Source organism: Mycolicibacterium sp. P4_G11, assembly GCF_056555145.1.
In genome coordinates this window covers 77,826-102,970 of record NZ_JBFUJW010000004.1, presented here as the reverse complement: position 1 = coordinate 102,970, position 25,145 = coordinate 77,826, and the positions used below count along the sequence as shown (strand labels likewise).

34 protein-coding genes and 1 riboswitch are annotated in these 25,145 nt (G+C 66.5%); of the genes, 18 read left to right on the top strand and 16 right to left on the bottom strand.

Translation table 11 applies throughout. The features are described 5' to 3' along the window. Nucleotides 1–19 precede the first annotated feature (19 nt). The 4 genes from AC1U2B_RS10030 to AC1U2B_RS10015 form a co-directional block, all read right to left on the bottom strand. Nucleotides 20–535 carry a DoxX family protein gene (locus AC1U2B_RS10030; RefSeq protein WP_480216696.1) on the bottom strand — a complete coding sequence of 172 codons (516 nt, stop codon included), beginning with the start codon at nt 533–535 and terminating at the stop codon, nt 20–22. Nucleotides 536–544: 9 nt separating this feature from the next. Then, entirely contained in the window at nt 545–1,789 is a 1,245-nt protein-coding gene (locus AC1U2B_RS10025) for a WS/DGAT domain-containing protein (RefSeq protein ID WP_480216695.1), read from the bottom strand. A gap of 79 nt (nt 1,790–1,868) precedes the next feature. Further along, on the bottom strand, nt 1,869–2,534 hold the full coding sequence (locus AC1U2B_RS10020) for an Rv1363c family protein (protein ID WP_480216694.1): 666 nt from the start codon (nt 2,532–2,534) through the stop codon (nt 1,869–1,871). Beyond that, the gene (locus AC1U2B_RS10015; protein WP_480216693.1) at nt 2,531–3,166 is read right to left on the bottom strand and encodes an Rv1363c family protein; all 636 of its coding nucleotides are present in this window, start codon (nt 3,164–3,166) and stop codon (nt 2,531–2,533) included. Before AC1U2B_RS10015 ends, AC1U2B_RS10020 begins: the two co-directional genes overlap by 4 nt. 138 nt (nt 3,167–3,304) lie before the next feature. Here AC1U2B_RS10015 and AC1U2B_RS10010 point away from each other — a divergent pair, with 138 nt between their 5' ends. Both AC1U2B_RS10010 and AC1U2B_RS10005 read left to right on the top strand, forming a co-directional pair. Further along, a complete protein-coding gene (locus AC1U2B_RS10010; RefSeq protein ID WP_480216692.1) occupies nt 3,305–4,192 on the top strand; it encodes an alpha/beta fold hydrolase in 888 nt (295 codons plus the stop codon). Nucleotides 4,193–4,226: 34 nt separating this feature from the next. Further along, the gene (locus tag AC1U2B_RS10005) at nt 4,227–5,045 is read left to right on the top strand and encodes an adenylate/guanylate cyclase domain-containing protein (RefSeq protein WP_110788963.1); all 819 of its coding nucleotides are present in this window, start codon (nt 4,227–4,229) and stop codon (nt 5,043–5,045) included. Here AC1U2B_RS10005 and AC1U2B_RS10000 read toward each other — a convergent pair. Next, complete coding sequence (locus AC1U2B_RS10000) at nt 5,006–5,173, bottom strand: hypothetical protein (protein ID WP_260943154.1); 168 nt, start codon at nt 5,171–5,173, stop codon at nt 5,006–5,008. The two genes, AC1U2B_RS10005 and AC1U2B_RS10000, sit on opposite strands and share 40 nt — an antisense overlap. 56 nt (nt 5,174–5,229) lie before the next feature. Here AC1U2B_RS10000 and AC1U2B_RS09995 point away from each other — a divergent pair, with 56 nt between their 5' ends. Both AC1U2B_RS09995 and AC1U2B_RS09990 read left to right on the top strand, forming a co-directional pair. Further along, the gene (locus AC1U2B_RS09995) at nt 5,230–5,922 is read left to right on the top strand and encodes a guanylate cyclase (protein WP_480216691.1); all 693 of its coding nucleotides are present in this window, start codon (nt 5,230–5,232) and stop codon (nt 5,920–5,922) included. Between the two features lie 110 nt (nt 5,923–6,032). Then, a complete protein-coding gene (locus AC1U2B_RS09990; protein WP_480216690.1) occupies nt 6,033–6,260 on the top strand; it encodes a hypothetical protein in 228 nt (75 codons plus the stop codon). A 73-nt stretch (nt 6,261–6,333) separates the two neighbouring features. Here AC1U2B_RS09990 and AC1U2B_RS09985 read toward each other — a convergent pair whose 3' ends face one another. Continuing rightward, nucleotides 6,334–7,170, bottom strand: coding sequence for a phytanoyl-CoA dioxygenase family protein (locus AC1U2B_RS09985; protein ID WP_480216689.1), 837 nt, complete (start codon nt 7,168–7,170; stop codon nt 6,334–6,336). 47 nt (nt 7,171–7,217) lie between these two features. Between AC1U2B_RS09985 and AC1U2B_RS09980 the strand changes: the two genes are divergently transcribed. Further along, nucleotides 7,218–7,796 carry a TetR/AcrR family transcriptional regulator gene (locus AC1U2B_RS09980; RefSeq protein WP_043395680.1) on the top strand — a complete coding sequence of 193 codons (579 nt, stop codon included), beginning with the start codon at nt 7,218–7,220 and terminating at the stop codon, nt 7,794–7,796. Nucleotides 7,797–7,868: 72 nt separating this feature from the next. On the opposite strand, the gene AC1U2B_RS09975 is transcribed toward AC1U2B_RS09980, so the two are convergent. Beyond that, complete coding sequence (locus AC1U2B_RS09975) at nt 7,869–8,615, bottom strand: class I SAM-dependent methyltransferase (protein ID WP_480216688.1); 747 nt, start codon at nt 8,613–8,615, stop codon at nt 7,869–7,871. Between the two features lie 109 nt (nt 8,616–8,724). Between AC1U2B_RS09975 and AC1U2B_RS09970 the strand changes: the two genes are divergently transcribed. After that, nucleotides 8,725–9,105, top strand: a complete 381-nt coding sequence (locus AC1U2B_RS09970; RefSeq protein WP_480216687.1) for a nuclear transport factor 2 family protein — start codon at nt 8,725–8,727, stop codon at nt 9,103–9,105. A gap of 7 nt (nt 9,106–9,112) precedes the next feature. Here the strand turns inward: AC1U2B_RS09970 and AC1U2B_RS09965 are convergent, their stop codons facing one another. Then, complete coding sequence (locus tag AC1U2B_RS09965; protein WP_480216686.1) at nt 9,113–9,511, bottom strand: VOC family protein; 399 nt, start codon at nt 9,509–9,511, stop codon at nt 9,113–9,115. Between the two features lie 141 nt (nt 9,512–9,652). On the opposite strand from AC1U2B_RS09965, the gene AC1U2B_RS09960 reads away from it, so the two are divergent. Next, the gene (locus AC1U2B_RS09960) at nt 9,653–10,045 is read left to right on the top strand and encodes a VOC family protein (RefSeq protein ID WP_480216685.1); all 393 of its coding nucleotides are present in this window, start codon (nt 9,653–9,655) and stop codon (nt 10,043–10,045) included. Here AC1U2B_RS09960 and AC1U2B_RS09955 read toward each other — a convergent pair. After that, nucleotides 10,018–10,341 carry a branched-chain amino acid transport AzlD family protein gene (locus AC1U2B_RS09955; protein ID WP_480216684.1) on the bottom strand — a complete coding sequence of 108 codons (324 nt, stop codon included), beginning with the start codon at nt 10,339–10,341 and terminating at the stop codon, nt 10,018–10,020. The genes AC1U2B_RS09960 and AC1U2B_RS09955 overlap by 28 nt on opposite strands. Next, entirely contained in the window at nt 10,334–11,041 is a 708-nt protein-coding gene (locus AC1U2B_RS09950; RefSeq protein WP_480216683.1) for an AzlC family ABC transporter permease, read from the bottom strand. Before AC1U2B_RS09950 ends, AC1U2B_RS09955 begins: the two co-directional genes overlap by 8 nt. Before the next feature lie 80 nt (nt 11,042–11,121). On the opposite strand from AC1U2B_RS09950, the gene AC1U2B_RS09945 reads away from it, so the two are divergent. Next, entirely contained in the window at nt 11,122–11,568 is a 447-nt protein-coding gene (locus AC1U2B_RS09945) for an Lrp/AsnC family transcriptional regulator (protein ID WP_480216682.1), read from the top strand. Between the two features lie 72 nt (nt 11,569–11,640). Here AC1U2B_RS09945 and AC1U2B_RS09940 read toward each other — a convergent pair whose 3' ends face one another. Both AC1U2B_RS09940 and AC1U2B_RS09935 read right to left on the bottom strand, forming a co-directional pair. Then, nucleotides 11,641–12,204: a dihydrofolate reductase family protein gene (locus AC1U2B_RS09940; RefSeq protein WP_480216681.1), complete on the bottom strand. Its 564-nt coding sequence runs from the start codon at nt 12,202–12,204 to the stop codon at nt 11,641–11,643. Between the two features lie 36 nt (nt 12,205–12,240). Continuing rightward, nucleotides 12,241–12,555 (bottom strand): DMT family transporter, encoded by a 315-nt coding sequence (locus AC1U2B_RS09935; protein ID WP_480216680.1) that lies wholly within the window; start codon nt 12,553–12,555, stop codon nt 12,241–12,243. 9 nt (nt 12,556–12,564) lie between these two features. Next, nucleotides 12,565–12,630: riboswitch (guanidine-III (ykkC-III) riboswitch) on the bottom strand. A gap of 156 nt (nt 12,631–12,786) precedes the next feature. On the opposite strand from AC1U2B_RS09935, the gene AC1U2B_RS09930 reads away from it, so the two are divergent. Then, a complete protein-coding gene (locus tag AC1U2B_RS09930; RefSeq protein ID WP_480216679.1) occupies nt 12,787–13,758 on the top strand; it encodes an NAD(P)H-dependent flavin oxidoreductase in 972 nt (323 codons plus the stop codon). A 63-nt stretch (nt 13,759–13,821) separates the two neighbouring features. Then, complete coding sequence (arr, locus tag AC1U2B_RS09925; protein ID WP_480216678.1) at nt 13,822–14,232, top strand: NAD(+)--rifampin ADP-ribosyltransferase; 411 nt, start codon at nt 13,822–13,824, stop codon at nt 14,230–14,232. 34 nt (nt 14,233–14,266) lie between these two features. Here arr and AC1U2B_RS09920 read toward each other — a convergent pair whose 3' ends face one another. Together AC1U2B_RS09920 and ychF are read right to left on the bottom strand one after the other, a co-directional pair. Further along, nucleotides 14,267–14,608, bottom strand: coding sequence for a DUF1801 domain-containing protein (locus AC1U2B_RS09920; RefSeq protein WP_480216677.1), 342 nt, complete (start codon nt 14,606–14,608; stop codon nt 14,267–14,269). Nucleotides 14,609–14,699: 91 nt separating this feature from the next. Continuing rightward, nucleotides 14,700–15,773: a redox-regulated ATPase YchF gene (ychF, locus tag AC1U2B_RS09915; protein WP_480216676.1), complete on the bottom strand. Its 1,074-nt coding sequence runs from the start codon at nt 15,771–15,773 to the stop codon at nt 14,700–14,702. A gap of 83 nt (nt 15,774–15,856) precedes the next feature. Between ychF and AC1U2B_RS09910 the strand changes: the two genes are divergently transcribed. After that, complete coding sequence (locus AC1U2B_RS09910) at nt 15,857–16,999, top strand: DUF6542 domain-containing protein (protein WP_480216675.1); 1,143 nt, start codon at nt 15,857–15,859, stop codon at nt 16,997–16,999. 50 nt (nt 17,000–17,049) lie between these two features. Here the strand turns inward: AC1U2B_RS09910 and AC1U2B_RS09905 are convergent, their stop codons facing one another. Further along, entirely contained in the window at nt 17,050–18,060 is a 1,011-nt protein-coding gene (locus AC1U2B_RS09905; protein WP_260943187.1) for a 4-hydroxy-3-methylbut-2-enyl diphosphate reductase, read from the bottom strand. A 53-nt stretch (nt 18,061–18,113) separates the two neighbouring features. On the opposite strand from AC1U2B_RS09905, the gene AC1U2B_RS09900 reads away from it, so the two are divergent. The 4 genes from AC1U2B_RS09900 to AC1U2B_RS09885 all read left to right on the top strand — a co-directional run bounded on the left by AC1U2B_RS09900 (nt 18,114) and on the right by AC1U2B_RS09885 (nt 21,265). Next, nucleotides 18,114–18,692 carry a lipid droplet-associated protein gene (locus tag AC1U2B_RS09900; RefSeq protein WP_480216674.1) on the top strand — a complete coding sequence of 193 codons (579 nt, stop codon included), beginning with the start codon at nt 18,114–18,116 and terminating at the stop codon, nt 18,690–18,692. Nucleotides 18,693–18,696: 4 nt separating this feature from the next. Next, nucleotides 18,697–19,929 carry an exodeoxyribonuclease VII large subunit gene (xseA, locus tag AC1U2B_RS09895; RefSeq protein ID WP_480216673.1) on the top strand — a complete coding sequence of 411 codons (1,233 nt, stop codon included), beginning with the start codon at nt 18,697–18,699 and terminating at the stop codon, nt 19,927–19,929. Continuing rightward, on the top strand, nt 19,916–20,128 hold the full coding sequence (locus AC1U2B_RS09890) for an exodeoxyribonuclease VII small subunit (RefSeq protein ID WP_043395723.1): 213 nt from the start codon (nt 19,916–19,918) through the stop codon (nt 20,126–20,128). The genes xseA and AC1U2B_RS09890 overlap by 14 nt, the downstream gene beginning before the upstream one ends. A gap of 63 nt (nt 20,129–20,191) precedes the next feature. After that, nucleotides 20,192–21,265, top strand: a complete 1,074-nt coding sequence (locus AC1U2B_RS09885) for a 3-beta-hydroxysteroid dehydrogenase (RefSeq protein WP_480216672.1) — start codon at nt 20,192–20,194, stop codon at nt 21,263–21,265. 123 nt (nt 21,266–21,388) lie between these two features. Here AC1U2B_RS09885 and AC1U2B_RS09880 read toward each other — a convergent pair whose 3' ends face one another. Then, a complete protein-coding gene (locus tag AC1U2B_RS09880) occupies nt 21,389–21,664 on the bottom strand; it encodes a dsRBD fold-containing protein (protein WP_043396041.1) in 276 nt (91 codons plus the stop codon). A gap of 151 nt (nt 21,665–21,815) precedes the next feature. On the opposite strand from AC1U2B_RS09880, the gene AC1U2B_RS09875 reads away from it, so the two are divergent. Genes AC1U2B_RS09875 through AC1U2B_RS09865 form a run of 3 tightly spaced genes read left to right on the top strand, consistent with a single transcriptional unit; the run spans nt 21,816 to nt 25,134 of the window. After that, nucleotides 21,816–23,366 (top strand): arylsulfatase, encoded by a 1,551-nt coding sequence (locus AC1U2B_RS09875; RefSeq protein ID WP_480216671.1) that lies wholly within the window; start codon nt 21,816–21,818, stop codon nt 23,364–23,366. Further along, nucleotides 23,367–24,260: an HAD family hydrolase gene (locus AC1U2B_RS09870; protein WP_480216670.1), complete on the top strand. Its 894-nt coding sequence runs from the start codon at nt 23,367–23,369 to the stop codon at nt 24,258–24,260. It begins immediately after the preceding gene. Then, nucleotides 24,253–25,134: a formylglycine-generating enzyme family protein gene (locus AC1U2B_RS09865; protein ID WP_480216669.1), complete on the top strand. Its 882-nt coding sequence runs from the start codon at nt 24,253–24,255 to the stop codon at nt 25,132–25,134. Before AC1U2B_RS09870 ends, AC1U2B_RS09865 begins: the two co-directional genes overlap by 8 nt. The last annotated feature ends 11 nt before the right edge of the window (nt 25,135–25,145 follow it).

The following is a 25,145-nucleotide window of genomic DNA, read 5'->3' as shown; positions in this document are numbered from 1 at the left end:
ACGCAGGGTCAACGAAGGCTCAAACCTTGGCGGGCGGACGGAAGAAGATCAGCAGCTGCCCGATGCCACCGGCGAGCCCGAGCCCGACGGCGATCGCCAGCCCGCACCAGCCGTGCAGCAGGTGATAGAAGCTGGTGCCGTGGAACAGCAGGCAGTCCAGGCTGTAGCGGCCCGCGCCGGTACCCGCGATCGCCACCGCCACGACACCCAGCACCAGGTTGTACTCCCAGCCGGATTTCACGATGAAGAAACCGTTGTCGCGGTGCACGGTCCAGGCCGCCACGACCATCAGCGCCACGAAGCCCGCGGCGGGGATCGGCGTCAGGAAGCCGACCGCCAAGCCCAGGCCTGCCAGGATTTCGGTGCTGGCGGCCAGCCGGGCGTGCAGCAGGCCCGGCTTCATACCGATGCTGTCGAACCAGCCGGCGGTACCCGGGATCCGGCCGCCACCGAAGAACTTGTTGTACCCGTGCGCAGCCATGGTCAGACCGAGCACCACCCGCAGCAGCAGGATCGAGAACGCGTAAGCAGTCACGCGTCGAGACTAAGCCCCGGAGTCCAGGACCGCTGACAACCGTTCCACATACGAATCGACATCCGGTAAGGCCGACGGGGACGCGTGCACGCTGATCGTGACGGTGTCCCCGATGCCGTGCACCCCGTGCGTCAAGCCCATCATCGGGGACAACGCCGGGCACGCGGTGGACAAGACCACCGGGCATCCGCCGAACGTCAGATCGGCCGGACCCCGGTTGACGCTGGACACCACGGTGTTGCCGGCCGCCGTCGCCGACCGGGCATGTGGATCGAAATGCCCCAGCCCCCAACGTAATACCGGTGCCGGTACCGCCGCTGAGGCGGCATCGCTCGCCGTGACCGCGGGATGCTCGAAACGCTGCCGCCGCTCGGCGAGTTCCGATTCGATCCGGACCGCCCGCTCATGGAACGGCAATTGCGGGTGCAATGCCACACTGACGTTGCCGTAGTGGTTGTAGGCGTGGCGGGTGCTGGTCTTGGCCATGGGCACCTCGGCTCCGAGCGCGGTGACGCCACCCAACTCGGCGGCCAGCGCCTCCGAGATGGCCGCCAGCACGCCCACCGTCACCGTCGGCCCGGGCAGCTGCGCACGATGACGGACCACCGCCCGCAGCACGTCGGGCCCCTCCGGCGCGTTGTTGGTCGGCTGCAACGGCCACGAATCCGCCGGTGCGGCAACAGCACCCGACTCGGTGTCCTGCACGAGCCGACGGTGAGCGGCGCTGGCTCGCCACGCCAGATACGGCAGCGCCCACGTCCCCCACCGCGGCTCGACCACCGCGGGCACTTCCTGGTCCCGTCCGAAGATTCGCCCGACGAGGGCCGTCGCCCGCCGCCCGTCGGCCAGGGCATGCGACATCTGCACGACGACGACCGTGCCCGGCCCTGTCGTCTCCGGCATCCCGGTGACGCCGGCGAACACGTGCAGCCGCCACACTTGCACCGTGGCATCGAGTTGGTCACCGGCTGCCACGCCACGGATGGCGTCGAGGCACCCGGACCAGGAGGCGTCGTCGAGTTCGTGCACGACGACGGATTCCTCGGCCAGGTCGCACCGCACCCACGACGGATAGCGCCACGAATCCGAATCGTCTATACGTACCAACAACTCTGGGCAGGCGGCCACATTCCGGCGCACCGCTGCCAGCGCCTCGTCCAGGTCGGCGGGCACACCGTCGAACCCGCATACCTGAAACATGTCATTGGGGATTTTCGCCGACATCCAGAAGCTCTGGGCGTCGGCCGCCGCCATCCGGTTCACGTCCACCGCCCCGGGATTTGTGCACGAAAATCCGCGCCGGCCGCGGAAAATCGTGCACAAATCACGACGATCAGACCGGTTCGAAATTGGCGATCAGCCACTGGCCCCCCAGTCGTTCCAGGGTCACCCGTGCGCTGGTCGGCGTACTGGTCGGCGGCTGGTCGCCGACGCGGACAGTCTGGTTGACGAACACCAGCACGACGGCGTGGTTCTCGTCGACCGACACCGCGGCCGCGGCCGGCACCGATGTCGCCGCCGAGATGTGCCGCTGTTCGGCGCCGGGGATCACCGACTTGGTCAGCGTCGTGTACTCGTCCAGGAACGGAGTGGTGAGCAGCTTGCGCGCGTCGGTGAGTTGTTGGCGGACGGTGTCCGGTTCGTACGACAGCAGCGCGACCGTGCCGTCGCGGGCCACCTTGATCACCGCAGCCCGCTCCGCCTCATTGCTGTGCCTCGCGGTCAGGTACCACAGGCCGCCGGCAGCGGCCGCGAGTACGACCGCCAGCGCCGGCAGCACCCGGTAGGCGATCACTCGCCCCCACTCGATCCGAGGCTTCAGCGGTTTCGCTTGCGGCACAGCATCATCGGCCGCCACCGGTGCCGCCTCAGCGGACTCGGATTCGGACTCAGACTCGGACCCCTCGGACTCCGTCGATTCCGGCTCCGCCTCGAGCTCCGTCGCCTCGAGCTCGGTCTCGGCCGCCTCGCCGGGCTCGTCCATCCCGTGCTTGCTCATTGGATCGGCTCCACGTTCGACACCTTGGCGCTGTCGCCCGCCTTCTGCATCGTCAGCCGCACGCGCCAGTAGCGGTCCCGTTGCGGCGGACCGCTGCCGACCTCGGTGTGCACCTTCACCGCGACCAGCACCACGCCGCTGGTGTCGTTCGCCGATTCCACACCGGCCTCGGTGATCGTGCCGGACGACACCGACTGCTGCTGCTTCACCGAGTCCACGACGGCCGTCGAGCGCTGTTTGAATTCATCGAAGTAGGCGCCGGTCGAAGTATCCAGGGCACGCTTTATGTCGTCGTCGACGTGCCGGTAGTCGATGGTCGTGAGATTGGCCGCGGACTGCTTCCCGGCGGTCAGATACATCTCGTGCAGGGCATCGTCGCGACGCGACTGCAGTTCGCGCTGACCGAGCCAGGTCACCAGCGCACCCAGCGCAACCACCACCACAACACCGACGACCAATGCCGCGATGACACGGCTATCCCGTTTGGGCGCAGCCGGTTTCAGGAAGGCGAGGGCTTCATCGTCGGAAACGGCCGGTTTGTCATCGGCGGCGTCCGGCGTCGGGTCCGCGGCGCTCGCGTCTGCGTCGTCCACTTCGTCGGGATTCCTGTGCCGCCCGTGCTCGTCAGCCATGTGCCTTCCTCTCGCCGCGCACCCGGCGTGGGCGGCGACACCTCGGCCGAGTCTAGAGACCACGGGGTGACGAGGGTCGTGTTCGGTTCAGTTAGCACAGCTCGGTAACGTGCAGGAGAAGTGACGAGAGGATTCCCAGTGAGCACCGATGAACGCACTTCCCCCGCCGATGGCGGCAGCAATCCACAGACGGTGCAATTCCGCGGTATCGACGAGCTGACCCTGGTCGCCGACGAGTGGAACCGCGACGCGGAGATCGCCCAGGACAAGCCCACCATTCTGATGCTGCACGGCGGTGGTCAGAACCGGCACTCCTGGAAGAGCACCGGTCAGATTCTCGCGGACGCCGGCTTCCACGTCGTCGCGCTGGACAGCCGCGGGCACGGCGACAGCGACCGCTCCCCCACGGCGAACTACTCGCTGGAGACGCTCACCGGCGACACCTTGCAGGTGATCTATCAGATCGGCCGGCCCGTGGCCCTGATCGGCGCCAGCATGGGCGGCCTGACCAGCCTGCCGGTCGCGCACGAGGCCGGGCCCGAGCTGGTCACCAAGCTGGTCCTGGTCGACGTCGTGCCGCGATTCGAGAAGAGCGGCAGCGCGCGAATCCGCGACTTCATGTTCAGCGGCATCGACGGCTTCACCTCGCTGGAGGAGGCCGCCGACGCCGTCGCGGCCTACCTGCCCCACCGCACCCGGCCGCGCAGCGTCGAAGGGCTCAAGAAGAACCTGCGGCTGCGCGACGGCAAGTGGTTCTGGCACTGGGACCCGGCATTCCTCACCGCGCCCGACGACGATCCGTTCGAGCGCGCCGAGATGCTCGAGCACGCCGCGATCAACCTCAAGATCCCGATCCTGCTGATCCGCGGCAAGCTCTCCGACGTGGTCACCACCGAAGGCGTGCAGGACTTCCTGCAGAAGGTGCCGGCCGCGCAGTTCGTCGAACTGTCCGACGCCGGACACACCGCGGCCGGTGACGACAATGACGCGTTCACCGACGCGGTGGTGCAGTTCGTCCGTCAATGACCCGATAGTGGGCCGTCGCCTCGATACTTGAGCGGTGACGGTAGAGCTGGTCGCCATCTGCGTGCTCGCGGTGGTCGTTGTCGCCGAGGCGATCGTGGTGCGGGTGACACGCGCCCGGTTGCGCGCCGCGCGGCAGGAGATCGAGGAGTTGCGCGCGCCGTCCGAGCCACGCACCAACCTGCTGCTGGCCGGCGGGCGGGCCGCCGTCAAGACGATGTGGCAAACCGCCAACCTCATCAACAAAGAGGGTTTCGGCGGCGCGATGTGGTCATCGATCGAGGAGCTGGCCGGCTGGGCCGAGGTGGAGCGGCCGGACCTGGCCAAGTTGGCGCCGACCGGTCGGGTGGCGATCGTGTTCTCGGACATCGAGGGGTCCACCGCCCTCAATGAGCGGATGGGCGACCGGGCCTGGGTGCGGCTGATCGACCACCACGACAAGCTGGTCAGTCGGTGCGTCAAGAAGCAGTCCGGGTACGTCGTGAAGAGTCAGGGCGACGGTTTCATGATCGCCTTCGCCGAGCCCGAGCAGGCGGTGCGCTGCAGCATCGACATGCAGCAGCAATTGGCCAAGGCCCCCAATGGCATTCGCGTCCGCATCGGCATTCACACCGGAAAGTCGGTGCGCCGCGGCGACGACCTGTTCGGCCGCAACGTCGCCATGGCGGCCCGCGTCGCGAGTCAGGCCGACGGCGCCGAGATCCTGGTGAGTAAAGCCGTGCGAGATGCCCTGTCCGGCTTGGGTTCCTGCGCCGACATCAGCTTCGACAGTGGCCGGACGGCGGAGCTGAAGGGCTTCACCGGGGACCACCGGCTCTACGCGGTGGACTGGCCGCTGGACTCGGCCAGCCGCTGATGTAACCGCGCGCGAATGTCGTCGGCGGTATACGACTCGCGTTTGCGCTGATCGCGCGCGACCAACACGCCACCGGCGACCACGCCCGCGACACCCGCCATGCCTACCCACTTCCACAAGCCACGCATGGCTCGATTCTGCCTTCCTGGGCGAGCGAAGCGACGGGGAATGTTTAACTGCCCACATGACTGGTAACGCGGTGACACTGGAGCGGGCGCTGGCCGAGACCCGGACCGGCGATATCTGGTTGTTCCGCGGGGCTTCCAAGCCCGACCGTGCCATCCAGGCACTCACGAATGCGCCCGTCAACCACGTCGGCATGACGGTCGCCATCGACGATCTGCCGCCGCTGATCTGGCACGCTGAACTCGGCGACAAACTCGAATGCCTGTGGAGCGGCAGTCACCACCGCGGCGTGCAACTCAACGATCTGCGCTCCGCCGTCGAACGGTGGGTGTACGTGTACGGGCAGCGCTGCTGGCTGCGGCAGCTGACGCCGTACGCCACCCGCGAGCAGGAAGACCTGGCGCTCAAGGTGGTGGCCCGCATGGACGGCACCGCGTTCCCCACCACGGCCCGGTTGACGGGTCGGTGGTTCCGGGGGCGGGCGCCGGTGATCAGCGACTACACCCGCGGAATTCCGGTGGTGCACCAGAAGGTTCGCGAAACCGCCGAGAAGGACAAGAACCGTCGACGGGCGGCCGGACTGGAGACCGCGTACTGCGCCGAGACGGTGGCCATCACCTACGAGGAGATGGGATTGCTGATCACCGAGAAGCGCGAGAACTATTTCGATCCGGGGTCATTCTGGAGTGGTGATTCCCTGTCGTTGACGCCGGGATATCAGCTGGGCAGCGAGATCGAAATCCTGGCCTGACCTGCGGCCCAGAAATTCGTCGATTAATCGCAATCGCCATTGATCCTGTCAAGCCGGGACTAGTATTTGTGCGCAAATTCCCAGTAATCGGCCAGCTTGCAGGAGGCGTCATGCGAATGAAAATCGCGTTCGTTGCACCATGGATTGCCGCGGCCGCGATCGGCGGCGCAATAAGCCTCGCTCCGATGGCCGGCGCCGACCCCGATCCCGATGTGCCTTATGGCGGAGACGAATTCGACCTGCCGCAGCAAGGCCCGAACCCCTACGACTTCGGATTCCACGAGTCGAATCACGACGAGAAGGACACCTCCGCCGGCGCCACGGACGTGCCGTACTGATTTCCGCCGAACCTGAGCTTGTGTCCGAAATTCGGCAGACTCGTCGCACACAAGCTCAGGTTGGGGCGCACCCCTAAAGCAGGCGCTTCGGGTGCATGCCTTCGACCTGCCCGATGAACGGCGGATGGATGCTGTAGCCCAGCATCCGGCGAATGTCTTCCGACACCCGGCGCACGGTGTCACGGGTCATCGACAGGGTGAACGCCTCTTGCGGCCGCAGCCACGGCTCGCAGTACTGCGCGGTGAGGGCGAGCCGCGGACGGTGGGTGCGGTTGGCTCCGCCGCCGTGCCACAGCGTGCCCGGGAAGAACACGCACGAGCCGGCTTTCATCACGACGGGCCGACGCTCGACGTCGTCGCCGGGCAGCCGGTCATCCCACAGCTGGCTGCCGGGCACCACATCGGTGGCACCGTTGTCGGCGGTGAAATCGTCGATGGCCCAGATGGTCGCGGCGCCCAACGCGGCCCTGGGACGCGGCAGCGGATAGAAGCCGTCGTCGGTGTGCAGCATCTGGGCCTGCTCCCCCGGCAGGATGTTGATCACCTGGAGCATCGACAGCAGATAGTTCGGCAGGAACATCCGGTCCAGTAGCGCGAGCACCCGCGGATGGTCGGCGATGACGTCACACGCCGAGGTCTTGTTCAGCACGCTGTAGATCCGCTGCGTCGAACGCCCCTCGAATCCGTTGCGGCCGTGCCGATCCAGCATCGGCGTCACGGCGGCGCGAATCTCGTCGAGCTGCGCGGGGCTGAGCAGGTCGGGCAGGATCACGTACCCGTCGCGCGCCATCGCGGCGAGGTCGGCCTCCACGAGCGCGGGATCGACCGTCGCGCCGCTGCTTTCGGTTCGGCGATACGTGCCGGCCAGATCGCCGCTCAGGTCCGCCAACGATGACACTTCAGTGCTCATTGCCCCACTCCCGCCGAAACATAACTGAATTCTGTTATGTTCGGACTATGGCACGCGCCCCGATCGGACGTCAACAACTTCTGACCGCCGCCCGCGACGAACTGGTCCGCGGCAACGGGGTGCTCGAACTGAGCGCGCTGACACGTCGGGCGCAGCTGAGCACCGGCGCCCTCTATCACCACTTCGGCTCCAAAAGCGGTCTGCTCGCAGCGGTTTACGACGACTTCTACCACGGGCTGCGCCATGCCATCGCCGACGTGCACCTGCCCGTCGACGCCGACTGGGGCGTCCGGGAACGCGAGCGCACCCGGCGTTTCGTCGCCTATCACTTCGACGATGACCTGGCGCCGATCCTGCTCGGCCGCGCGACACTGGACCCCGAACTCGCCGAGCTCGAAGCCGTCCACCTCCAGACCATGAGCGAGGTTGCGGCCGACAACATCCGCAGTGGACAAGCCCTCGGTCAGTTGCCCGACGACATCGATGCGGCCAGCGCCGGAGCGTTCGTCATCGGCGGCCTGCGGCACAGCATCGCCCAGCAGTTGCGTGCCACGCCCAGGGCCGACCCGGACCTGGCAGCCGAACGGCTCTGGCATCTGACTGCCGCAGCCCTCGGCATTTCTTGACCCGCCGAGCGGCCAGTTATCGCACGCAACTTCGCAATTCGCGCGTCATAACCGGCCGCTCCGCGGTCCGGATCAGACCGTCCCGCGCGCAGCCCACGCGGTGGCGGTGACGGTGAACGGCCCGGCGCCAAGACGTTCGCGCGCAACGGTTTCCAGCCTCTCGCGGGCTTCGTCGTCGAGTCGCTGCACGTAGTCGCCCGCGGGGCCGACACCGAATGTGTACGGCTCCCACCACTCCTCGAAAGTCGGGTGCACGACGTCGATGGCGATGGCGTCTTCGTGCACGTCGCGCAATCCTGCGGTTTCGAAGATCTCGGTCAGATGCCCCCGGTTCGCACCAGAAAGGAGCGCCTCATCCTGCGCATCGGGGTCGATCACGTGAACCGCATCCCAGAACGGCGCCAGCGCACCTGTCGGCCCGTCCCAGACGCAGGCCGCGACGACGCCGCCAGGCCGGGTGACACGGGCCATCTGGCTGATACCGACCACGGGGTCCGCCATGAAGTGCACCACCAACTGCGCGAGCGAGGTATCGAAAGTATCTGCGTCATAAGGCAATTCCTCTGCCGTACCGCTGCGCACATCGATGGCGGGGAACCGTTCACGAATCGCGTCGACGAACGGCGGCGACGGATCGATGGCCGACACCTCGGCGCCGACCGACAGGGCGTGGGCCGTCAGCGCGCCGGGGCCGCAGCCGACGTCGAGCACCTTGCTGCCCGCGGCGATCCCGGCGAACGCGCCGAAGACCGTCGCGAGCGGTTCGGCATACCGGCCCATGTAGCGGCCGTAGGCGTCTGGCGAGACGACGAAGCTCACCGACAAATGCTAGGCCGCCTACGGCCGCAGCGACAGTGGGCGCGACCAGGGGTTCACCGCCTGCGCTGCGGCACGACCACACTGGGTGGACCCCTTCAGGAAGGCAGCCATGAACGACAGCGAAGTGCGGGGTGCGCTTGCAGCCCACTGGGCAGCGTCCGACGTCAACGACTTCGACGCGGAACATCGCATCTACCGATCTGATGCGGTCCTCGAATACCCGCAGTCCGGTGAACGTATCCGCGGCCGCGACAACATTCAGGCATCACGCGAAGCACAGCCCAACGCCAAGCGCTTTACGGTGCGGCGGATCGTCGGCACCGGCGATCTCTGGATCAGCGAGCTGATCATGACGTACGACGAACACCCGTACTACGTCGTGAGCATCGCCGAATTCGAGAACGGTGAAATCGTCAGGGAAACACAGTATTTCAGCGATCCGTTCGAACCCGGGCCATCGCGCGCCCAGTGGGTCGAACAGATGGCCTGACTGACCGCTAGCCCCCGAACCTGGATTTGGCTTCGTCGGTGACCGGAGTGAACAAGTTGATCAGGTTTCCGTCGGGATCACGGAACAGCAGCGCCCGGTTACCCCACGGCATGGTGGTCGGCTCGGTGACGACCTCGTCCAAGCGGTCGCGCAGCCGTTCATATTCAGCGTCGACGTCGGCCACGATGAACTCGATGATGGCCGATCTGTTGGCCGCCGGCTCGGCGGAACCCGCCCCGAAAAGTGGCACGGTCTTGTCGCTACCGATGGCCAAAGTGCCCACCGGCGTCGGGATTTCCGCGAACAGTTCGTTGGCCCAGACCGCGTCTGATCCGGTCACCAATTCGTAGAAGCCGACCAGGCTCGGCACGTCGGCGGTGATGATGCGGGTGGAAACAAGCTTCATGGCCCGCAGGCTATCGGTGGGCACCGACAGATTGCGCCTCGTCGAGCGTGGGCGATTACGAGGTGTTCTCGCCGATTTCCGCGCAAACCCCCACGCTCGAAGCCCCTGCCCGCCACCATCAACACAAGGGGGTGTGTGGCCGTGCCGAATCAATGGTCGGGCGTAACCATCGACTGCGTCGATCCGGTTGTGATGTCGACGTTCTGGGGACAGCTGCTCGGCATCGAGCCGTCCTACGAGCACGGCGACGACCCAGGCTGGGCGACCCTCGGTTCTCGGGAAGGTCCGACGCCGCGGCTCACCTTCCAGCGCGTGCCCGAGGCGAAGGCGACGAAGGTTCGCATTCATCTCGACGTCGAAGTCGAAGACATCGACGAGGGTCGCCAACACGTCGAGGACCTCGGCGGGCAGTGGTCAGGGACGCGGCACGAGTACGACGAGGGTGTCGTGCTGGTCATGTTCGACCCCGAAGGCCACGAGTTCTGTCTGGTGCAGTACTTCCCGGATCAGAGCGAGTTCACGAGCAACACATAGACGAGCGTTCCCGCGCCGACGCTGAGCAAGGTCCGCCGTCCGCCCAGCAGGTGGGCCGCCATGGTAATGGCCACCGCAAATGCCGCGAATGCCAAGTGTTTTCCGTCGCCGGAGACGGAACGGAAGGTGCTCGCCGCGAGAATCACCACGATGCCGACGGGCATCCAGGCGGCCATCGTGTTGACGAAGCGCGACTTTCGCAGTGGCTGCAGGATCGCGAACGGCACGGCGCGCAACGCCAGGTTGATGGCGAAGACGGTCGCCAGCACGGCCGCCAGGTACCCCAGGTCAGGCATCGACGACCGCCTGCCGCCGTACCAACACGTAGCGCGCGACGAGCGTGGCGATGAACAGCAGCAGCCCGACGAACAACGCCGCGTGCGGCGCAACCACCACCGCGATCGAGAAGCTAAGGGCCGCAAGGAGAAGCGATGGCACACCATCGCGGGAGCGGCAGGCGTCGAGCGTCAGCGTGACGAACAGTGCGCACAAAGCGAATTCGAGTCCTTCGATGCGCGCGGGCAGCATCGAACCGAGCAAGACGCCCGTCAAACCGCCACCGACCCAATAGATCTGGAAGGCGGCCTGCATCGAGACCAGGCGCCATGACGTCCAGCCGCGCGGGTTGGCGGCGGTCACCGCGTACGCCTCGTCGACCAGGGTGTAGACGGAATAGGCACGGGCGAACCGGTTGCGCACCACGTGCAGCGGAAAGGTGAAGGCGTAGAAGACGTGGCGGAAGTTCACCAGGAACGCGGTCAGTGCGATGGTCGCGAGCGGTGTGGCCGCGACGATCAGACCGATCAGCAGCAGCTCCAGCGACCCCGCGAAACATGCGATGGACAGTGCCGGGGCGACCCACCACGGCAGGCCCGCCTGGACGACCAGCAGCCCGAAGGCGACACCGATCGGATACATGCCGAGTCCAGCTGCCAGCGACGCCCGCACACCCGCGGCGACCTCCGCTTTCCGAGAAGTCACCACCAGAGCATCCATGACAACAATGATCCCAGGTCAGCAGCAGAATTTGGTTGCTACTTACTGCGCCAGCGGGCCGTTGTGAGCAATAATTGGTCATGGACAGCCTCGACATAGCAATAATCGACGTCCTGCGCGAGGACGGTCGCATCGCGAACGTCGCCCTGGCCGAACGGGTCGGGCTCACGCCGGGGCCGTGCCTGCGGCGGGTTCAGCGGCTCGAGGCCGATGGCGTCATCGTCGGCTACCAGGCGCAGATCTCACCCGCGGCCGCCAACCAGAGCTTCGAGGTGCTCCTCGACGTCGAGATCACCGACTTCGACATGAAGAGCATCGAGACCTTCGAGGCCAAGATGGCCGCGTATCCCCAAGTGCTCGAACTGCATCGGCTGTTCGGGTCGCCGGACTACCTCGTCCGCGTCGCCGTCGCGGACCTGCCCGCCTACGAGCAGTTCCTGACGAGCAAGGTGCTGGCGATCCCCGGCATCCACCGCGTCTCGTCGCGGTTCCCGATGAAGACCATCAAGTCGCTACGGCCGCTCTGACTACGTCGAGCGTGCGGCTTTATGAGGAATTCGCTGCGTCTTTCCGCGTAAACCCCCACGCTCGAACCACTTTCAGCGAGGCCTGTAATGCAGGTAGGCGACGCCGTCGTCGAAAACCCGATGCTCGACGAGGTTCAGGTCGAGCCGCACATCGTCAGGCAGGGCACGCAGTCCTCCGCCCACGACCTTGGGGACGACGAAGAAATGGAAGTCGTCGACCATGCCGGCACGGATCGCCTCAGCCGCCGTGGTGGGCCCGAAGATCTCCACCGCGCCTAGCGCGTCGTCCACGATCTTGCGCAATTCTGCCAAGGTCAGTGCGGGAACGAGCCGGGCTCGACTCGTCCCGAGGTCTTCGCGCGTCAGCGTCGACGACACGGCGATCTTCTCGATGTCGCACCACAGCCGGGCGAATTCCAATTCCTCCTCGGTGGCATCGTCATCCCCCGGGAAATTCTCCCAATACTGCATCAGCGCAAAGGTTTTCCGGCCCAGCACCTCGGTGGAAACACCTGCGATGCGTGCGGTGTGCACGGCGAACACCTCGTCGCCCGGGCCGGACCAATCGAAGTCGCCGTCGGCGTCGGCGACGTAGCCGTCGAGTGACACCGTCGCGGTGAAGTTCAGAGCCCCCATGCCGGGCAACCTACTCCGCCCGGCATGGAATCGGCCCTAGTGGACGAGCTTGAGTCCGACGACGCCGCCGATGATCACGGCCAAGAAGACCACCTTGAGGAGCGAGGTGGTCTCATCCCCGGTAGCCATCGCGTAGACGACGGTAAGGACTGCGCCGATGCCCACCCAGACGGCGTAGGCGGTGCCGACCGGAAGGTCGCGCATCGCGTAGGCCAGGCCGGCCATGCTGGCGATGAGCGAGACCGCGAACACGATGCTCGGCGACAGCCTGCTGAATCCTTCGGACTTGCCCATCGCTGTCGCCCACACCGCTTCGAGGACACCGGAGATGACGAGAATTACCCACGACATGATGTTTCTCCCGGGCCGTCTTGTCGCACACCGGGTACGGCACCCATCGTCCGGAAGCCATCGTTAAGGCTCTGTTACCAAGTTCTCACAGGGGTGGGCGGGTGGCAATGTCAGGTCGGTCACCACCGTCCGCGTGACTACACCGAGCGTGGGGGTATACGAGGGATTCTCCGGCGTTTTTCCGCGTCGGCCCCCACGCTCGACGGCCCCGATGGCGCCCATAATCAGACGATGATCGCTACCCGCCTGACCGATCGTCTCGGCATTGCGCACCCGATTGTTTCCGCGCCAATGGCATTGGCCGCCGGCGGTGCACTGGCCGCTGCGGTCAGCCGGGCCGGCGGGCTCGGGCTCATCGGCGGTGGCTACGGCAACGCCGACTGGGTCCGTGCGCAATTCGCGGCGGCCGAAGCCGAGCGGGTCGGCGTCGGCTTCATCACGTGGTCGGCGCAGCGCTCACCCAGCGTGGTGGCCGAAGCACTCGAGTTCCGTCCCGCCGTGGTCATGTTGTCATTCGGCGATCCCGCGGTCTTCGCTGATCAAGTCAAAGATGCTGGCGCCGTGCTCATTTGCCAATGCCAGGACCTCGGCCACGTCGCCCGCGCTATCGAGGTCGGTGCCGATGTCGTGGTCGCACAGGGCACTGAAGCGGGTGGCCACGGTTCCTTACGCGGGACGTTGAGCTTCGTTCCTGAGGTCGCCGATTTCCTGGCCCAACGCTCCCCCGAAACCTTGCTCCTCGCAGCCGGCGGCATCGCTGACGGGCGGGCGCTGGCCGCGTCGCTGCTCTTGGGTGCCGACGGGGTGTTGGTCGGCACTCGCCTGTGGGCTTCCGATGAGGCGCTGGTGCATCCGCGTCACCACCAAGCGATCGTCGAATCCAACGGGGACAGCACAATTCGCACGACGACGGGCGACATCGCCCGCGGACTCGAGTGGCCGGCCGAATTCACAATGCGCATGCGCCGCAACGCTTTTACCAACCGCTGGCACGGCGACGAAAAGGCATTGGCAGCCAACGCCGACGTCGAGGGCCCGCGCTACAGCGCCGCCTTCGCCGACGGCGATCCCGACAACGCCGGGGTCGTGTTCGGCGAGGCCGCCGGGCTCATCCACTCGATCGAACCCGCCGGCGCGATCATCGAGCGCATCGTCGAGGAGGCGGCGCAATTGTTGCGGGGCGGAGCCGACTACACGGTGTAGCCGGACCCCCGCGTCCCGGCACGCGAACAAGCGCGACGGCGGCCCAGTTTGTAGCCTGTCGAGATGGCAGAGCCTCTGGACGACGGGCCCTTCTTTCACGGTACAAAAGCCGATCTGCAAGTGGGAGAACTTCTTACGGCTGGTTTCCGATCCAACTACCGGCCCGAGATTGTGATGAACCACATCTACTTCACCGCGCTGCGCGACGGCGCAGGCCTCGCTGCTGAGCTCGCTGCCGGCGATGGCGAGCCGCGGGTTTATGCCGTGGAACCGACCGGCGAATTCGAGAACGATCCCAACGTCACCGACAAGAAGTTCCCGGGCAATCCCACCCGGTCATACCGCAGCACGGCGCCGCTCCGGATCGTCGGCGAAGTCACGGACTGGACGAGGCTGACGCCCGAAGCGCTCCAGATGTGGCGCGACCGATTGGCGGCAGTTCACGCCGACAGCCGCGGCGAGATCATCAACTGAGCCATCGCCTCCCTGGGACCGATCGCCCGGCGCGCTAGCTGCGGTTGGCTCTCACTGCCTCGTGGATCAAGGCTTTGAACGCGTCCGCGTCCAGTCCGTCGCCTTCGTGCAGATCAATGGCGCGCCGGACTCCCGCGTCGAGACTCGCGTTGAACAACTGACTCGGGTCCTTCAGGGACGCGCCTTTGGCGAACGTCGCCTTGACCTTGTCCTTGTACGTCTCCACCGTGCAGATCAAGCCGTCCAGTGAAAACGTCGGCACACCATCAGGATTGGACGGCTTGCGCCATTTAGACTCTTCGACGACGTCAGGTTCGGCCTGCTTGATCAATGACCGCAGCTCGTCGACTCGATCGCTGCGCCAATCGCCACTCACAGCCGTCAATCTATGTCATCGAATGTGCGGAAGATTGCGAGATTTCGCGAAAATCTCGCAATCTTCTCCACTCTCGGCGCACTGCCGGGGCCTAGACGTTGAAGCGGAACTCCACGACGTCACCGTCGACCATGACGTAGTCCTTGCCTTCCATCCGGACCTTGCCGGCGGCTTTCGCAGCGGCCATGGACCCGGCTTCGACGAGGTCGTTGAAGGCCACGATCTCGGCCTTGATGAAGCCCTTCTCGAAGTCGGTGTGGATGACGCCGGCTGCGCGCGGCGCGGTGTCGCCCTGATGGATGGTCCAGGCCCGCGATTCCTTGGGCCCGGCGGTCAGGTAGGTCTGCAGCTTCAGCGTCCGAAAACCGGCGCGCGCCAACGCATCCAGGCCGCGCTCGGTCTGGCCGATGGACTCCAGCAGCTCGGCGGCGGACTCGTCGTCGAGCTCCAGCAGCTCGGCCTCGATCTTGGCGTCCAGGAACACGGCCTCGGCCGGGGCGACCATGGCAGTCAGCTCGGCCTTGCGGGCCTCGTCGGTCAGCACCGACTCGTCAGCGTTGAAGACGTACAGGAACGGCTTGACGGTCATCAGGTTCAGCTCGCGCAGGACGGACCAGTCCTTGCCGGTGGAGAACAGCGTCTTGCCCTCATCGAACACGGCCTGGGCAGCCCCCACGGCTTCGAGGACCGGCTTGCGGTCCTTGTTGGTGCGGGCTTCCTTCTCCAGCCGCGGCAGCGCCTTTTCCAGCGTCTGCATGTCGGCGAGGATCAGCTCGGTCTCGATGACCTCGATGTCGGACTTGGGGTCGACGCGGCCGTCGACGTGCACGACGTCGTCGTCGGCGAAGGCGCGCACCACCTGACAGATGGCGTCGGCCTCGCGGATGTTGGCCAGGAACTTGTTGCCCAGGCCTGCCCCCTCGGAGGCGCCCTTGACGATGCCGGCGATGTCCACGAACGTCACGGGCGCCGGGACTGTCTTCTCGGAGCCGAAGATTTCGGCGAGCTTGTCGAGCCGCGGGTCGGGCAGCGGCACCACGCCCTCGTTGGGTTCGATCGTTGCAAACGGATAATTAGCCGCGAGCACGTCATTACGTGTCAACGCGTTGAACAGCGTCGACTTTCCGACGTTCGGCAGACCGACGATTCCCAGGTTCAGACCCACGAGTTCACTAGTTTAGGAGACGCCACACCGTCCCAACGCCCGCCTGTAGGCACTAAGGCCCAGATTGCCGGTACGGTCTAGGAGTGTCAGCAGAGCATCATGGGGCCGAAGCAGCCCTCGATCGCCGCTCGGCGCTGCCCAGCATCCCGGGAATCCCCTGGTGGGGAGGCCTTGTGCTGGCGGTCACAGCCACTGCGATCGGGTTCGCCTACGACGCCGGCACCGGTGACAAAGAACTCAGCGCTTTCTTCACGTTCTGCTACGTAGCCGGCTGTGTACTCGCCGTGCTCGGCGTGCGGCGGTCCGGGATTTTCACCGCGGTCATCCAGCCACCGCTGATTCTTTTCGTGGCCGTGCCGGGCGCGTACTTCATGTTCCACAGCGACAAGATCGCCGGCATCAAAGAGCTGCTGATCAATTGCGGGTATCCGCTGATCGAGCGCTTTCCGACGATGTTCTTCACCGCGGCGACCGTGCTGGTGCTCGGTCTGGTCCGCTGGTTCGTCCTGCCGCAGTTCCTGAGCTACGAGGAAGACGACGACGAGGCAGTCGCCGAGGCCAAGCCACGCCGCACCCGGCGCCAGGCCGAGGACGAAGACGCCGTCGCACCCGCCGGTCTGGCCGCGACGCTGTCGGCCAAGCTCACCAAGCTGACCACCGGCCAGACGCCCCGCAGTGCCCGGACGCGCGCCACCCCGTCGCGTCGTACGGCGGCAGAGTCGTCCCGCCGCGGCACGGCCGATCCGCAGCGCGCGCCGCGTCCGGCCCGGGCACGTGCGCACGCCAGCGACACCGAACTGATCGATCCCGTACCCGGACAGCTGCGGCGGCCACAGCGGGCGGCCCGTCCCCGCCCGGCTGCCACCGATTCGTATGCCGTTCCCGACGAGCCGCGGCGTCGCCCGCGTCCGGCCGCCGAATCGCGCGAGCCGCGTCGTACCCCGCCGCAGGACCGCTATGACTACCGGGAGCCGCGGGAACGGGATCGCTACGAGCGCCCGACGCAACGGCCGTCCGCGTCCGAGCCGCGCCGTCGTCGCTACGCCGACGACCCGTACGAGCCCGGCGACCGCTACCAGTCCCCTGCTCGCCCGGCGCGGAGCGCGCCGCCCAGCAGCGCCCACCACCCGGTCTCGCGCGTGCGGTACCGCGGTGCGGACGACGATGCGGCGGCGGAGCCCCTCGCAGAGCGCCGGCCTCGCCGCACCTGGGACGCCGACGCCTGACGGCGTAGCCGCCCGGGTCAGCGCCCGCCCGGACCAGTGCCGGGCTGGGCCTAGTGCCGGGCCGGACGAATCTCGCGCGGCAGCGCGAACACCAGCGTCTCGTTCGCGGTGGTGACGGGCTGCACGGTGTCGTAGCCGAATTCGGCGAGTCGCTCCAGGACGCCGCGCACCAGAATCTCGGGCACCGAGGCGCCGGACGTGACGCCGACCGTCGTGACGTTTTCCAGCCAGCCCGGGTCGATGTCCTCGGCGTAGTCGACGAGCTTGGCCGCGTTCGAGCCGGCGCCCAGCGCCACCTCGACCAGGCGCACCGAATTCGACGAGTTGCGCGAGCCGACCACGATCACCAGCTCGCACTCCGGGGCCATCGCCTTGACCGCAACTTGGCGGTTCTGGGTGGCGTAGCAGATGTCGTCGCTGGGCGGGTCCTGCAGCGTCGGGAACTTCTCCCGCAGCCGCCGCACGGTCTCCATGGTCTCGTCGACCGACAGGGTGGTCTGGGACAGCCAGATGACCTTGTTCGGATCGCGCACGGTCACCTTGTCGACGGCCTCGGGGTTGTCGACGACCTGCACGTGCTCAGGCGCCTCACCTGCGGTGCCGACGACCTCTTCGTGGCCCTCATGACCGACCAGCAGGATGTCGTAGTCGTCGCGGGCGAAGCGCTTGGCCTCGTTGTGCACCTTGGTGACCAGCGGGCAGGTGGCGTCGATGGTCCGCAGATTGCGCGCGGCGGCTTCCTCGTGCACCGTCGGCGCGACGCCGTGAGCGGAGAACACCACGATGGCGCCCTCGGGCACCTCTTCGGTCTGCTCGACGAACACCGCCCCGGCCTTGGCCAGGGTGTCCACCACATAGCGGTTGTGCACGATCTCGTGCCGCACGTACACCGGAGCACCGTGCTTCTCCAGCGCCCGCTCGACGGTCTCGACCGCGCGGTCCACGCCCGCGCAGTACCCTCGGGGCTCGGCGAGGAGCACCCGCTTACCGGTTTTGCTCATCGCAGCCCCGGCAACCGAAACGGTGGCGCCGGGAATGCCCATATTGATCGTCGGTGGCATGGCTCAAGGGTACTGACCAACGTCCAGCCAGAGCCAGCCGTACTCTGGCAAGCATGTCTACTGCGCCCTACGGAGTCCGGCTGCTGGTCGGCGCGGCTGCGACCGCGCTCGAGGAGACCATCCGGCTCCCCCAAACGATCCTCACCTACCCGATGACGCTGGCCAGTCAGCTCGCCCAGCTGGTCATGAAGATGCAGCAGGACCTGGCCGAACTCGTCAACAAGGGGGACGAGACCCTCGAGCAGTGGTTCCCGCCGAAGGACGAGCAGCCGGAATGGGCCACGTTCGACGAGGATCTGCTGGACGCGGCACCGGCGGATGTGGCTGCCAGCACCGAACAGCGGGACGGCGCCCGCCTCACCGAGGGCCGCTTCGCGCTGTACACGGACACGCCGAAGGCGACCACCAACGGCTCGGCCACCAACGGTGCCAGCGCGACGACTGCGATCGAGCCGGCAATCGTGACCGACCTCGACTACGCGGCCCTGACCCTGGCCCAGCTGCGGGCCCGGCTGCCCCAGCTCAAGGTCGACGACCTCGAGGCGCTGCTCGCCTACGAGAACAACACGAAGTCCCGCGCGCCGTTCCAGACGCTGCTGGCCAACAGGATCACCCGCGCGACCGCGAAGTGATGCGGTGACAGCTGCCGAGATACCGAACTCGGCCGAGAACCCATGGCCGGTCCGGGCGGTATCCACCCGGGTGGCCAAGTACATCGACCGGCTCGGCACCATCTGGATCGAGGGCCAGCTCACCGAGCTGAAGTTGCGGCAGTCGACGGCCTGGATGGTGCTGCGCGACCCGGCGGCAGACATGTCGCTGTCGGTCAGCTGCCCCCGCGCCCTGGTCGACGACGCCCCGGTGCCGCTGTCCGAGGGCACCCAGGTGATCATGCTGGGCAAGCCGCAGTTCTACACCCACAACGGCTCATTCTCGTTGCGCATCAGCCAGATTCGCGCGGTCGGCATCGGTGAGCTGCTGGCCCGCATCGACCGGCTGCGCCGGCTCCTGGACGCCGAGGGCCTGTTCGATCCGCGACTCAAACGCCCGATTCCGTTCCTGCCCAACACCATTGGCCTGATCACCGGCCGGGCGTCGGCCGCCGAACACGACGTCGTATCCGTCGCCCAAAGCCGTTGGCCCGCAGTCCACTTCGATATCCGCAACACCGCGGTCCAGGGCACGAACGCGGTGCCGCAGATCGTCGAGGCCCTGCGCGCGCTGGACGCCGAACCGGCCGTCGACGTCATCGTGATCGCCCGCGGCGGCGGTAGCGTCGAGGATCTGCTGCCGTTCTCCGACGAGACGCTGTGCCGCGAGATCGCCGCCTGCACCACCCCGGTGGTCAGCGCCGTCGGGCACGAACCGGACAACCCGCTGTGCGACCTGGTCGCCGACCTGCGGGCGGCCACCCCGACCGACGCGGCCAAACGCGTCGTCCCGGACGCCGCCGCCGAGCAGGCACTGGTGACCGACCTGCGCCGGCGCAGCGCCCAGGCCCTGCGCAACTGGGTGCACCGTGAGGCGCGCTTCATCGAGCAGCTGCGCGGCCGCCCGGTCCTGGCCCAGCCGCTACAGGCACTGGATGCCCGTAGCGAGGAGATCACCCGGGCGGTGACGGCCGCGCGCCGCGACATCCGGCGGCTCATCGCCACCGAAACCAATCACGTGGGCCACCTGTCGGCCCGGCTGGCCACCCTGGGCCCGGCCGCGACGCTGGCCCGCGGTTACGCCGTGGTGCAGAACCTGTCGGCGGCGGGCACGGTCCTGCGGTCGGCGCAGGACGCCCCCGCGGGAACCAGACTCCGAATCCGGGTGGCCGACGGCGCCGTCACGACCGTGAGCGAAGGAATATATGACGAACATTAGTCAGCTTGGCTACGAAAAAGCCCGCGACGAACTGATCGAGGTCGTCCGCCAACTGGAAGCGGGCGGGCTCGACCTCGATACCTCGCTCCAGCTCTGGGAAAGGGGCGAACAACTGGCAAAACGGTGCGAAGAGCATCTGGCCGGCGCCCGCAAGAAAGTCGAGGATGCGCTCGCCACGGGCGCCGACGACGAAAATTGATCAGTGCGGTAATTTCTGCAGCACCCTGTTAACTGGAACACGTTTCAGTTATGCTCCTGCACCATGCGTGATGCTTCCCTGACCACAGACCTCGGCCGTGTGCTGGTAACCGGTGGGTCCGGCTTCGTCGGCGCCAACCTGGTGACCGAACTGCTCGACCGCGGCCACCGCGTCCGGTCCTTCGACCGCGTCCCGTCGCCGCTGCCGGAGAACCCGAACCTGGAGACACAGGTCGGCGACATCACCAACCCCGAAGATGTGTCGAAGGCTGTCGCCGATATCGACACGATCATCCACACCGCGGCGATCATCGACCTGATGGGCGGCGCGTCCGTCACCGAGGAGTACCGCAACCGCAGCTTCGGCGTGAACGTCGGCGGCACCGAGAACCTGGTGAAGCTGGGCCGGGCCGCGGGCGTCAAGCGGTTCGTCTACACCGCGTCGAACAGCGTCGTGATGGGTGGCCAGGACATCCAGAACGGCGACGAGTCCATGCCGTACACCACGCGCTTCAACGACCTGTACACCGAGACCAAGGTCGCCGCAGAGAAGTTCGTGCTGTCGCAGAACGATGTCGACGGCATGCTCACCTGTTCCATCCGGCCCAGTGGCATCTGGGGCCGAGGCGACCAGACCATGTTCAGGAAGGTGTTCGAGAACATCCTCGCCGGCCACGTCAAGGTGCTGGTGGGCAACAAGAACATCAAGCTGGACAACTCCTACGTGCACAACCTGATCCACGGTTTCATCCTGGCGGGCGAGCACCTGGTGCCGGGCGGCACGTCACCCGGACAGGCCTACTTCATCAACGACGGCGAACCGCTCAACATGTTCGAGTTCGCCCGCCCCGTCGTCGCCGCGTGCGGCCGCAAGCTGCCCGACTTCCGCGTCTCCGGCAAGCTCGTGCACCGCGCGATGATGGCCTGGCAGTGGCTGCACTTCAAGTTCGGCCTGCCCGAGCCGCTGATCGAGCCGCTGGCCGTGGAGCGCCTCTACCTGAACAACTACTTCTCGATCGCCAAGGCCAAGCGCGACCTGGGCTACGAGCCACTGTTCAACACCGAGCAGGCCATGAAGGAATGCATGCCGTACTACGTCGAGCTCTTCCGTCAGATGGAAGCGGCGGACGCCAAGTAAGAGCTAGCGCGTCATCTCTCCTCGCGAGCAGACGCAAAACTGTCAATTTCGTTGAAATAACGACAGTTTTGTTGGGGGCACCTCCCGCTTGCGGGGGACTGCTCGCGATGGTGTCTGCCGCGTTCAGCGGTAGAGATGCACCGGGTGCTGTGTTGATTTCTCGATGTTCGCCGAGGCTGCCAGGAGCAGGTCGGTGCCGAGCGCGATGAGCGCCCGGGCCGCTGCGATCTCCTCGCCGACCAACGGCGCACTCGGGTCTTTGGGATTGCGGTAGGCATCCCCCGTCGTCGAGAGCGTGTCGTCGCGGAGCCGGGCGTGCGCGCTGGCGTGGGTGTGGACGTCATCTTCGTAGAACTCGATCTCGACGTGCCACTTGTTGGTCAGATCCTTGTCGTACATGTCGATCACCTTCCCTAAACAAGCGTGCTCCTCCCGCCGCCCGTTGACCAGTACCGGTTTCACGCACCTGCCGAACAGGCGCCGCAACCGGTGACGCACCCGTAAAGTCGAACGGGCACAGGAAAATCCGTTTCGACCGAGGAGCTTCGCAATGCCCGACCGCAAACCCAACATCCTGGTGATCTGGGGCGACGATATCGGCATCAGCAACCTGAGTTGTTACAGCGACGGGCTGATGGGCTACCGCACCCCGAACATCGACCGCATCGCCGCCGAGGGCATGCGCTTCACCGACTCGTACGGCGAGCAAAGCTGCACCGCCGGTCGGGCCGCGTTCATCAGCGGGCAAAGCGTGTACCGCACCGGGATGAGCAAAGTCGGCATACCGGGCGTCGACATCGGTTGGGCCGCAGAGGATCCGACCATCGCCGAACTGCTCAAGCCGCTGGGCTACGCCACCGGGCAATTCGGCAAGAACCACTTCGGCGACCTGAACAAGTACCTGCCGACGGTGCACGGCTTCGACGAGTTCTACGGCAACCTGTACCACCTCAATGCCGAAGAAGAGCCCGAGCAAGTCGACTACCCGCACAAGGACCAGTTCCCGCGACTGTACGAGAAGGCGTTGCCGCGCGGGGTGATGAACTGCAAGGCCACCACCGAGGTCTCGTCCGAGCCGGACGACCCGAAGTTCGGTCCCGTCGGCAAGCAGACCATCGAGGACACCGGGCCGCTGACCGCCAAGCGGATGGAGACCATCGACGACGACATCGCCGACCGCACCGTCGACTACATCAAGCGCCAGCACGACGAGGGCAACCCGTTCTTCGTCTGGTGCAACTTCACCCACATGCACCTCTACACACATGTGAAGCCGGAGAGCCGCGGGCAAGCAGGCATCTGGCAGTCCGAGTACCACGACGCGATGATCGATCACGACAAGAACGTCGGCACGGTGCTGGACGTCCTGGACGAACTGGGCATCGCCGACGACACCATCGTCATCTACTCCACCGACAACGGCCCGCACCGCAACACATGGCCCGACGGCGGCACCACCCCGTTCCGTAGTGAGAAGAACACCAACTGGGAGGGCGCCTTCCGGGTGCCGGAGCTGATCCGCTGGCCCGGAAAGATCAAGGCGGGCACGGTTTCCAACGACATCATCCAGCACCACGACTGGCTGCCGACGCTGCTGGCCGCCGCCGGTGACACCGACATCGTCGAGAAGCTCAAGAAGGGGCACAAGGCCGGGGCGGACGGCGAGACCGAGTACAAGGTGCACATCGACGGGTTCAATCTGCTGCCGTACCTGACGGGCGAGGTAGAGCACAGCCCGCGGCGTGGCTTCTTCTACTTCAACGACGACGCCGAGCTGGTGGCGATGCGCTTCGAGAACTGGAAGATCGTCTTCGCCGAGCAGCGCTGCCAGGGCACGCTGCGGATTTGGGCCGAACCGTTCACGCCGCTGCGCGTCCCCAAGCTGTTCAATCTGCGCACCGATCCGTTCGAGTACGCCGACATCACGTCGAACACGTACTACGAGTGGTTCCTGCGGCGCGACTTCTTCGCGTTCTACGCGACGGCCATGGCCGCGGCGTTCCTCGACACGTTCAAGGAGTTCCCGCCGCGGCACCCACCGGCCAGCTTCAGCATCGATCAGATCGTCGAGAAGCTCCACCAGTTCTTGGCGGCAGATTAGGTGCTCGAATCATGGAATGACGGCCCGACGAAGTCGGCGATCGTCGACTTCGTCGGGCGGGTCACCACCACCGGCCCGGATTACATTGCGCCGCAAGACCGGATCGCGGTGTTCGACAACGACGGCACGCTGTGGTGCGAGAAACCGGCCTACATCCAGCTGGATTTCCTGGTGCGCCGGCTGGCCGAGCAAGTCGCGGCCGACCCGGCGCTGATGGACCGGCAGCCGTACGCCGCGGCCGCGTCGGGAGATCTCGCGTGGTTCGGCAACGCCGTCACCAAGCACTATCAGGGCGATGACAGCGATCTGAAAGTGCTTGGTGCGGCCGTGCTTTCGGCGCACTCCGGGATCACCGTCGAGGAACATGCCGCGCGGGTGGCGGCGTTCTTCGCCGAGGTCCGTCATCCGACGCTGGACCGCTCGTACACCGAATGCGGCTACGTGCCGATGATCGAGCTGCTGCGCTACCTGGAATCGAGCGGGTTCACCTGCTACATCGCCTCCGGCGGCGGACGCGATTTCATGCGGCCCGTGACGGCTGCGATGTACGGCATTCCGCCCGAGCGGGTGGTCGGCAGTTCCGTTGCGCTGCAATACCAGGACGGCGAACTGCTCACGACGGCCCAACCGGAGTACCTCGACGACGGGCCCATCAAGCCGGTGCGGATCTGGGGACGGATCGGGCGCCGGCCGATCTTCGCCGCGGGCAACTCCAACGGCGACATCGAGATGCTCGAATACGCCCGCGGCTTCCGGATGCTGGTGCTGCACGACGATGCCGAACGCGAATTCGATTACGTCGCAGGGGCGGAACGGGCGCTGGAGCGGGCGAAGACCGAGAGCTGGACCGTCGCGAGCATGCAGTCGGACTGGGCCGCCGTGTTCGATGCCTGACGCATTGGCCTGGATTCCGGCGCAGACCGCCATGCTGGGTTCCGACCGGCACTACCCCGAGGAGGCCCCGGCCCGCGAGGTCACCGTCGACGGTTTCTGGATTCAGCCGCACCAGGTGACCAATGAAGCGTTCGGCGCCTTCGTCGACGCCACCGGCTACGTCACCGTCGCCGAACGGCCGCTCAACCCCGCCGACTATCCGGGCGCCCCGGCGGAGAATCTGCAACCGGGCTCGATGGTGTTCCGCCGCACCCCCGGCCCCGTCGACCTGCGGCACCTCAGCCAGTGGTGGACGTGGACGCCGGGTGCGTGCTGGAACCACCCGCGTGGCCCGAAGTCGTCGCTGCGGAACCGGGAGCACCATCCCGTCGTGCATGTGGCGTTCGAGGACGCCGCGGCGTACGCCGACTGGGCGGGGCTGGCCCTGCCAACCGAGGCGCAGTGGGAGGTCGCCGCCCGCGGCGGACTGGACCGCGCCACGTACACCTGGGGTACGGAATCCGAGCAGCCCGGGCAGCGGCTGGCCAACTATTGGCACGGCGAGTTCCCCTACCTGCCGGACACCGGCTACGGCCAGACCACGCCGGTGGGCAGCTTCCCGGCGAACGGCTACGGCCTGTTCGACATGGCCGGCAATGTCTGGGAGTGGACGACCGACTTCTACGGCGCCACCCGCGACAGCGGGCCGTGTTGCGCCGCAGACAGTTACGACCCAGAGCAGCCGCAATTCCAGGTACCGCGGCGGGTGATCAAGGGCGGGTCGTTCCTCTGCGCGGACAGCTACTGCCTGCGCTACCGGCCGGCGGCCCGTCGTCCACAAGCCGTCGACACGGGGATGAGTCACGTCGGATTCAGGTGTATACAGATTGAGTAATCTGTTCACTC